Below are 9190 nucleotides of genomic sequence, written 5' to 3' on the forward strand. Positions count from 1 at the left end.
GCCCCCGCCCGGGACGGTTACGCCGCCCGGCACTGAGCCAGCTTCCGTGTGCCCCGTCCCTGTCCCCGGGGGCGGGGCACACGCGTGTGCGGGGCAGGGCCTCATGGCATGCTTGTCGCGTGTGGTTTTCCCGCGCGAAACGCGGCGAAGCCGCTCAACTTCCGGGGAGAGTGCCGCGATGCTGCTGAGTTTCCGCGTCGAGAACCACAAGTCCATCCGCGAGGAGCAGCAACTCCTGCTCACTCCCGTCTACGACGACGCCCGTCCGCAGGAGGCCGGCTGGGAGGCCACCACGGTCGCGGGGGTCTTCGGGGCCAACGCCTCGGGCAAGTCGAACCTGCTGGACGCGCTCTCCTTCATGCGGGACACCGTCCGGTGGTCGATGAGCCACAACGAGCCGGGGAGCGGAATCCAGCGCCACCCCTTCAAGTTGAGCGCGGACGCCCGGGAGGAGCCCTCCACGTTCGTGGTCGACCTCGTGATCGACCGGGTCCGCCACACCTACGGCTTCGGGGTCGATGGCGAGCGGGTCGTGGAGGAGTGGCTGTACAGCTACCCCAGGCAGCGCAAGCGCGTCGTGTTCGAGCGTGAGGGGGAGGAGTTCTCCTTCGGTGACCAGACCTCGGGGAAACTGCGCCAGGTCAAGGAGATCACCGGTCGGAACGTCCTCTTCCTCACCGTCGCCGCCCGCGCCTCGAACGCGGAGGTGGAACCGGTCTACCGCTGGTTCTCCGAGAGTCTGGTGTCCGCCACCGAGCGGGGGCCGGGCCATCCAGCGTGGTTGCGTGAGGGAAGCGCCTCCGAGGCACACATGGCGGATCTCAGCCGTCTTCTGAAGTCCGCTGACACGGGTATCGAAACGGTGGAACTCAGCCACGACCATCTCGACTCCATGGGACGGACCGCCTCTGCTAGGGACTCCTCCTCCGATGAGGAAAGGTTCCGCGACCCATATACGCGAGCGTTGGCCCGGAGGCTGCTCAAAGGAGACCAGGACGGGGACAGATCTCAGACCAAGCTCGGCCCTAGTGGAACGTCGGCCTTCGAGGCGAGTCTGCGCACCCTTCTCAGGCACGGCCGATCCACCCTCCTCTTCCGCCATCAGGGCACAGAAAACGCTACGCCCCTCCTCTGGGAGGAGGAATCCCTGGGAACCAGGGCGTTCGCCACGATCGGCTTCGACGCCCAGCGTGTACTGGAAACGGGCGGAGCCCTCGTGGTCGACGAGATCGACGCCAGCCTCCACCCCTATCTCTCCGCCAAGGTCATCTCCCTCTTCCAGGACGAGGAGCACAATCCCAAGGGCGCCCAACTGATCTTCACCAGCCACGACGCGGCCCTGCTCGGACGTGTACGCGGTGAGGAGGTCCTCAAGCGCGACCACATCTGGTTCGTGGACAAGGACGACCGGGGACGTACCTCGCTCTACCCGCTCAGCGACTTCAAGCCCCGGGGGGACGACAACCGCGCCCGGCGCTACCTCACGGGCCGCTACGGCGCGGTTCCGGACGTGGACGACGAACTGTTCCGGGACGCCCTGCACCGGCGAGAGCAGTCACGGGAGTCGGAGGAAGCCGCCCCGTGAGCAAGAGGCGCAAGAGGGAGCGGAGGGAGACGAGTCTCGACCGCCGCAGGCCGCATCGCGAGGAGAGGCGCGTCTACCTCGTGGTCTGCGAGGGCGAGACCGAGAAGCGCTACTTCGACACGATGAAGAAGCACCCGGACGTGCGGCTGCACACCGTCCACGCCCGCAAGGCCAAACATCCCCAGCGCGAGATCGTGGTCAGGAGCGCGGCCGAGGCGGAGCGGGACGACTGCACCGAGCGCTGGGCGGTGTTCGACACCGACGGAGAGGACGTCGCCGCGCTCGTGGCGTCCGCCGTGCGGGAGGGGGTCGAGGCCGCTCCCTCCACCCCCACCTTCGAGACCTGGCTCATCCTCCACCTGAGGGACCACCGGTCCGCACTCGTCACCGGGGCCAGTGCCGAGAAGGAGCTCAGGGCGCTCCTGCCGAGGTGGAACAAGGGCGGGACCCGCTTCGAGGACTTCGCCCACGGCCTCCAGGAGGCCTGCGAGCGCGCCGAGCGCCTGCCGCCGACGGGCGACCCCAGCACACGGATCCACCAGCTGGTCCGTGCTCTGATCCGCCCCTGACCCCGACACCGCCCCTGACCCCGACACCGGTCCAGGCGCCGACGCCGGGTCCTCGGCCGACGCGGGGCGGGTCATGGTCCTGGTACCGGACACAGCTGACACACTGGTGAGGTGGGTACTCAACAGACTTCAGCAGAGCTTTTCCAGCGTGCCTCCGCCGTCGTGCCGGGTGGCGTGAACTCCCCCGTCCGCGCCTTCGGCGCCGTCGGCGGCACCCCGCCCTTCTTCGTCAGGGGCGAGGGCCCCTACCTCACCGACGCCGACGGCCGCCAGTACGTCGACCTCGTGTGCTCGTGGGGGCCGTTGATCCTCGGCCACGCGGCCCCCGCCGTCGTCGAGGCCCTCCACGGCGCGGTCGACGCCGGGACCTCCTACGGCGCGCCGACCCCCGGCGAGGTCGAGCTGGCCGAGCTGATCGTCGAGCGCACCCCGGTGGAGAAGGTCCGCCTCGTCAACTCCGGCACCGAGGCCACCATGTCCGCGATCCGCCTCGCGCGCGGCTTCACCGGGCGCAGCAAGATCGTCAAGTTCGCGGGCAACTACCACGGCCACGTCGACGCCCTCCTGGCCTCCGCCGGTTCGGGCCTGGCCACCTTCGCCCTGCCCGACTCCCCGGGCGTGACCGGGGCCAGCGCCGCCGACACCCTCGTGCTGCCCTACAACGACCCCGAGGCCGTCGAGCGAGCCTTCGCCGAGCACGGCGACGAGATCGCCTGCGTGATCGCCGAGGCCTGCCCCGCCAACATGGGCGTCGTCGCACCCCGGGACGGGTTCAACGCCCGGATCAAGGAGATCGCGCACGCCAACGGCGCCCTCCTCATCCTCGACGAGGTCCTCACCGGCTTCCGCGTCAGCGCCTCGGGCTGGTTCGGCCTGGAGGGCGTCGCCCCCGACCTCATGACCTTCGGCAAGGTCATGGGCGGCGGCCTGCCCGCCGCCGCGTTCGGCGGACGCGCCGAGATCATGGACCGCCTCGCGCCGAACGGTCCCGTCTACCAGGCGGGCACCCTGTCCGGGAACCCGCTTGCCACCGCCGCCGGCCTGGCCACACTGCGGGGGGCCACCCCCGAGGTCTACGCCCGCATCGACGAGGTCTCCGCCCGGGTGGCGGCCGAGGTCTCCAAGGCGCTCGGCGAGGCCGGGGTCGTCCACCGGCTCCAGAACGGCGGCAACCTCTTCACGGTGTTCTTCACCGACCAGGAGGCCGTCGACTTCGACACCGCGCGCACCACCGACACCGCGGTCTTCTCCGCGTTCTTCCACGCCATGCTCGACCAGGGCGTGTACCTGCCGCCCGCCGCCTTCGAGGCCTGGTTCTTCTCCGCCGCGCACGACGACGCCGCCGTGGACCGGGTGGTCTCGGCGCTGCCCAGGGCGGCCCGCGCCGCGGCCGAGGCCCAGGGCTGACGCCCAGGGCCGGTACAGCCCCGACGCCCACGACCCCGAAGGAAAGACACTCACGATGACGACGACCACCGTCGTGCACCTGCTGCGACACGGAGAGGTGTACAACCCCGGCAAGGTGCTCTACGGAAGGCTCCCCGGCTTCCACCTCAGCGACCGGGGCCAGCGGATGGCGGAGATGACCGCGGAGTGGTTCGAGGGCCACGACATCGCGGCGCTGTTCTCCTCGCCGCTGGACCGCACCCAGGAGACCGCCGTGCCCCTCCAGAAGGCGACGGACCTGCCCGTCACCCTGGACGACCGGCTCATCGAGGCGGCCAACAAGTTCGAGGGGATGAGCCTGTCGCGGCGGTCGGTGCGCGATCCCCGCGTGTTCAGCCGGGTGTACAACCCATTCCTGCCGTCCTGGGGCGAGCCCTACTCCGAGATCGTCACGCGCATGGTGGAGGCCGTCAAGATCGCCCGCCGGGCGGCGTGGGGCCGCGAGGCCGTGTGCGTCAGCCACCAGCTGCCGATCTGGATGACCCGCCGCGCGGCCGAGGGCAAACGCCTCTGGCACCGTCCCGACCTGCGCGAGTGCAACCTGGCGAGCGTGACGTCGCTGACCTTCAGCGACCAGCGGCTGACCAGCGTCAGCTACGCGGAACCCGCCGCCGTCCTCTACAAGGACGAGCCCGCACTTCCCGGGGCGTGACCCGGAGCGCGCACCCGTAACGGTAAGCTGGGCCTTCGGGTGCGGTAGGTGCGCGCTCTCCAGCGCCGGACCCGGGGGACACCACCCCGGTCGCACCGGCCGATCCGGGCCCGGGCACGCCGGTGTCCGAACGGCTCCGGTGACCGCATCCGAGCCCCTTGCCGGTTTCCACCGCCCAGCGGTGCGGCATGTCCGTAACCTCCGTCAGCGAGAAGGTGATCCCATGGGTTCCGTCATCAAGAAGCGCCGCAAGCGGATGGCGAAGAAGAAGCACCGCAAGCTGCTCAAGCGCACGCGTGTCGCGCGTCGCAACAAGAAGTAGGACCGGTAGCGGCGAACGTCGTCTCTCCGCGGGCGCGGGCGCGCTCCAGGCACGCCCCGGACGCGGAGACACCGCCGTCCTTGCCCGGCCTTTGCCGGAGCAATGGAATTTTCTGGGTGAGGCGCTGTTGTGTCTCACGGGTCGCGGTCGCCGGTTCACCCCCGGGGGTGAACGGTCCGCGGGCCTGCCGGAACAGCTCCCGTCTCCTCCCAAGGAACGTGTCGCCATGGTTCGTGTCGTACTCGTCACCGGGGTTTCCACACCCCTGGCCGCCAGGGTCGCGCAGACCCTGAGCGAGGAGCCCGGGGTCCGCCGGGTGATCGGCGCCGACTCCTCGCCGCCGCCCACGGACACGCCGGGGGTCGAGTACGCCCATGTCGACCTGCACGACGGGAGCCTGGACAGGATCGTCGCCGACTCCGGCGCCGAACTCGTCCTGCACCTGGGCCTGGACACCGCGGGCCGTCCCAACCGCGAGGACAACGTCCTGGGCACCATGCGGGTGCTCGGCGCGGCCCAGCGCTCCACCACCGTCCGGCGCCTGGTGGTGCGGTCCAGCGCCACCCTGGACGCCGACGACGCGGCCGAGGTCGAGCGGCACACCCGCGGCCTCCAGCGCCGCCGCCCCGACCTGTCGGTGGCCGTTCTGCGGTTCGCCAACCTCATCGGCCCCTCCGTGAGCACCCCGCTCACGCGTTACCTGGACTCGCGGTTCGTGCCCACCGTGCTCGGCAGCGACCCCGACGTGCAGTTCCTGCACGAGGACGACGGCGCCGAGGCGCTGGTGCGCATGGCGCTCAGCGACGGCACCGGGTTCTTCGACGTGGCGGGCGAGGACTCGGTCCGCCTCTCGCACTGCCTGCGCCGCGTCGGCGGCCAGCGGCTCCCCGTCCCGGCGCGCGGCCTGCGGGTGCTGCGCGGCCTGGCCAAGCACGGCCGGATCGACTACGCGAGCTCCAGCACCTCCCGCGCCGTGCGCGCGGGCCTCAACACCTCGGGTATGCGCACCGACTCCCTGGAGCGGGTGCTGGACTGGTCGCCCGCCTACAGCTCGGTGGAGGCCTTCGAGACCTACGCGGGCAGCCGCCGCGGTACGTCCTCGCGCGGAGGCGGTCTGCGGCCTGTCCACGTGCTCGCCCTCGCCAGGGCCACGCTGGGACGCTGAGGGGTCTCCGGTCGGCCCTGGGTCCGGCCCACAGTGCAAAACGCCCGGAAAGCGCATCTGAGGGCTTTGCGGGCAGCATGAGGCGTTCCGGGCCCCTGGGCCCCCTTGATCCATTCCACCAGGCGGTCGCCCGCCGGCGCCACGCCCGCGCGTGGCCTGTGGACAACCCCGGTCCCGGGCCCGCCCCATGTGGCGGCCCCTCGACGGCACTGGCGTCCCGCCCGTGCGGTCACCCGACCCGACCGGGCGCCCCGGCCGTTCGGTTCCGGTGTCCAGCCCTTCCGGCCCGGTTCAGCCGGTCCGTCTCTGTCTGACCGCGCGCAGCGCCACGGCACCGGCGACCGCGCCCACGGCGGCCGGGACGGCCACCCGCAGCGCGTTCCGGTGCCGCCGGAAGTCGTGCACCGGCCACCCGTGCGTGCGGGCGTACCTGCGCAGGTCGGTGTCCGGGTTGACCGCGTGCGGACGCCCCACCAGGGACAGCAGCGGCAGGTCGTTGGAGGAGTCGCTGTAGGCGGAGCAGGACGCCAGGTCCCACCCCTCCCTGTGGGCGAGGGCGCGCACCGCCACGGCCTTGGCCGGACCGTGCAGCAGGTCCCCGTTCAACCGTCCCGTGTACACCCCGTCGACGCACTCGGCCTCGGTGCCCAGAGCACCGGTCAGGCCCAGCCGCCGCCGGATGATCTGGGCCAGCTCCACCGGCGTCGCGGTCACCAGCCACACCGGCCGCCCGGCGTCCAGGTGCCCCTGGACGAGCGCCCGGGTGCCCTCCCAGATCCTGTCGGCCATGGTGTCGTCGTAGATCTCCTCGCAGAGCGCCACCAGATCGTTCACGTCGTGTCCGGCCACGAACGCCAGCGCGGCCTCACGCGCGGCGTTGATGTGCTCGGGCTGCTCGCTGCCGGTCACCCGGAACACCGTCTGCCCCCACGCGAACCGCATCAGGTCGCGGGTGGTGAACAGGTCCCGGGAGGCCAGGCCCCGGGCGAAGTGGTAGATCGACGCACCCCGCATCAGGGTGTTGTCCACGTCGAAGAAGGCGGCCCCGCGCGCGTTCGGGGACACGGCGTCGTGTGACACGGTTCTCTCCTGGCTTGGGTGGGGGAAGCGGCCCTTCGGTGTCGGGGCGGCGCTCCCCGCGTAGTGCGAGCCTACGGCCACCCGCGGGCAGGGTGGGGCCCCTGGGATGCGGCGGCAAACCCGGTGATGAAGATCACAGTGTAAATCCCCGTTGTGGCCTCCACTCTGCGGGATCGCCGCCCGCACTGGCCCCCCGAATCTGCATCTAGTGCACATCCACCCGCTAACGTGCAGCATCATTGTCGGGATGGTGACGGTAGGACTGGCATTCATAAGCGCGTTGGTGGGCTGGAGCGCCACCGCCGCGCTCGCCGCGTACGCCCAGCGCCGTCCCAGTGTGGCCACGGTCGGATGGCTCGTCGCCGCACTGGGTACGACAATCGGCCTCAGCGCGGCCGTGATCGGCGCGATGTTCGACTTCGGCGGGATCACCTTCCGGCTGCTGCATATCGGCATCAGCCTCCTGGGCCCGCTCTACATGGCCTGGGGCGCGCTGGAGTACGGCGTCCGCTCGCCCCGCGGCCGGTTCACCTCGCGGCTGTTCCTCAGCGCGTTCACCATCGTCCCCCTGGTGGTGCTGTCCGTCGACCGGGTGGGCACCCGTTTCGACGCCTCCTACCCCGCCATGGGCGACCACTACGACCTCATCCCGCGCTCGCTCGTCAACCTCGCGCAGGTCCTCGTCGCGGTCTTCCTCGTCACGGCGCTCGTCGCGGTCGCCAGGCGCGCCTCCGACCACCGCCGCACCGACCTGACGGTGCTGGGGCTGGTCGGCCTGGCCGCACTGCTCTCCGTCGTGGTCGGCCGTTTCGGCCTCGGCTTCGGGGGGCCGCTGCTGATGCTCGGCTCCGTCGCCGCGCTGTGGGGGGCCGCCGCCATGGCCGCGCGCCCGCGCCGCGACCCCTACGACGACGATGACGACTACTACGACGACTACGACGACGGGGGCGCGGACCCCGACGACGAACTCCCGGAGGAGCCCGTGCGCCGCAAGCGTCGCCAAGCCGATCCCTACGACGACTACTACGACGGTCCGCCGGTCCGCCAGGCGCCGCCCAGCAAACTGCGCGGCGTCATCACCATCTACACGCTCGCCGACGGCCAGGGCCCGGGTTTCGACCGCATCGCCGACGCCCTCGTCGCCCAGGTCTCCCACAGCGAGCCGGACACGCTGCTGTTCGCCTGCCACACGGTGCCCAGCGCGCCGCTCCAGCGCATCGTCTACGCGATGTACCGCGACGAGCTGGCGCAGGAGGAGCACGAGCAGCAGCCGCACGTCCTGGAGTTCGCCCGCCTCAGCCCCCAGCACGTGGTCGCCACCAACGTGATCGAACTCTCCCTCGCGGGCGCGGCGGCCAGCGACGGCCTCGCCGCCATGCTGATGCCCCGCTGAGCAGGGCCCGTAAGGCCCGCGGACGGGGCCGTGGCGCCCCTTTTCGCCCCGGGAGAGGTCTCGAACCGGTCTAGTTGTCGAGTCGGGACAAACCGGTGGAAGGCCCCGGGCGTCCAACCTGTGGTGAAGTAGCCTTTCCGACAGGTTTCCATGACCGGCGCCCGTCGGGCGCCGATGGCGTGTGACCACGACCGGCGGGATGACCCAGCCGAGAGCGCGCCGGAACGAAAGAAAGTGTGCTGGGATCTCCGATGCGTAAGTTTCTCGTCGTTCTCCTGATCCTCCTGGCGGTCGCGGTGGTTGCGGCCGACATCGGGGCACGCAGCTTCGCGCAGAACATGGTCGCGAGCCAGCTGGCCCAGCGGCTCCAGATGGCCGAGGAGCCGGAGGTGTCCATCGAGGGCTGGGCCTTCCTGCCGCAGGCCGTCGGCGGCACCTACTCCGAGGTCAACATCACCGCCGCCTCGGCCACCATGGACAGCATCACCGTCGAGCAGATCGACGTCACCGCCACCGAGGTCGACGCGCCCCCCGCGGACCTGCTCAACCAGCCGACCGTGGTGGCGGGGCAGCTGGACGGCTCCTTCACCGTCCCCTACTCCTTCTTCAACGCCTACCTCCCCGAGGGCATCACCATCACGACCGAGGGCGGCCAGCCCCGTATCACCGGTGAGCTGGCGTTCCCCGAGTTCGGCATCAGCACCTCCGTCAACGCGGGCGGCGAGTTCTCCGTCGAGGGCGACACCGTGACCGTCACCCCCGTCGACGTCCAGGTGGGCGACGCCCCCGTCGACCTCAGCGGCATGGCCGCGACCATGCTCACGTTCAGCGCCCAGGCCCCGCAGCTGCCGTTCGGCCTGACCGTCACCGAGATGGAGGCCACCTCCAGCGGCCTGCGGGTCACCGGTACCGGCTCGGACGTTCCGCTCATGGGCGCCGACGCGGTCTGAGGCCGGCCCCGGCCGCCCGCGGCGGCGC

At 71.2% G+C, this 9190-nt stretch carries 9 protein-coding genes; 8 read left to right on the forward strand and 1 reads right to left on the reverse strand.

Annotated features, from left to right (window positions below; genetic code table 11):
- Positions 1–178: 178 nt before the first annotated feature.
- From DQW06_RS13110 to DQW06_RS13135, 6 genes are all read left to right on the forward strand, one after another.
- Complete coding sequence (locus DQW06_RS13110; protein ID WP_117198538.1) at positions 179–1585, forward strand: ATP/GTP-binding protein; 1407 nt, start codon at positions 179–181, stop codon at positions 1583–1585.
- Positions 1582–2154 (forward strand): RloB family protein, encoded by a 573-nt coding sequence (locus DQW06_RS13115; protein ID WP_117198539.1) that lies wholly within the window; start codon positions 1582–1584, stop codon positions 2152–2154. Before DQW06_RS13110 ends, DQW06_RS13115 begins: the two co-directional genes overlap by 4 nt.
- A gap of 111 nt (positions 2155–2265) precedes the next feature.
- Positions 2266–3561, forward strand: coding sequence for a glutamate-1-semialdehyde 2,1-aminomutase (hemL, locus tag DQW06_RS13120; RefSeq protein ID WP_071622913.1), 1296 nt, complete (start codon positions 2266–2268; stop codon positions 3559–3561).
- A gap of 55 nt (positions 3562–3616) precedes the next feature.
- Complete coding sequence (locus tag DQW06_RS13125; RefSeq protein WP_013155354.1) at positions 3617–4252, forward strand: histidine phosphatase family protein; 636 nt, start codon at positions 3617–3619, stop codon at positions 4250–4252.
- A gap of 223 nt (positions 4253–4475) precedes the next feature.
- Entirely contained in the window at positions 4476–4574 is a 99-nt protein-coding gene (locus DQW06_RS13130; RefSeq protein ID WP_013155353.1) for a 30S ribosomal protein bS22, read from the forward strand.
- Between the two features lie 226 nt (positions 4575–4800).
- Positions 4801–5739: an NAD-dependent epimerase/dehydratase family protein gene (locus DQW06_RS13135; protein ID WP_013155352.1), complete on the forward strand. Its 939-nt coding sequence runs from the start codon at positions 4801–4803 to the stop codon at positions 5737–5739.
- Between the two features lie 291 nt (positions 5740–6030).
- Here DQW06_RS13135 and DQW06_RS13140 read toward each other — a convergent pair whose 3' ends face one another.
- The gene (locus tag DQW06_RS13140; RefSeq protein WP_013155351.1) at positions 6031–6819 is read right to left on the reverse strand and encodes an HAD family phosphatase; all 789 of its coding nucleotides are present in this window, start codon (positions 6817–6819) and stop codon (positions 6031–6033) included.
- A 247-nt stretch (positions 6820–7066) separates the two neighbouring features.
- Between DQW06_RS13140 and DQW06_RS13145 the strand changes: the two genes are divergently transcribed.
- Both DQW06_RS13145 and DQW06_RS13150 read left to right on the forward strand, forming a co-directional pair.
- Positions 7067–8212: a putative quinol monooxygenase gene (locus DQW06_RS13145; protein WP_071622911.1), complete on the forward strand. Its 1146-nt coding sequence runs from the start codon at positions 7067–7069 to the stop codon at positions 8210–8212.
- 251 nt (positions 8213–8463) lie between these two features.
- Entirely contained in the window at positions 8464–9162 is a 699-nt protein-coding gene (locus tag DQW06_RS13150) for a DUF2993 domain-containing protein (protein ID WP_013155349.1), read from the forward strand.
- Positions 9163–9190 lie beyond the last annotated feature (28 nt).

It is taken from the genome of Nocardiopsis sp. TNDT3, from assembly GCF_003427465.1.
Lineage (GTDB): Bacteria > Actinomycetota > Actinomycetes > Streptosporangiales > Streptosporangiaceae > Nocardiopsis > Nocardiopsis dassonvillei.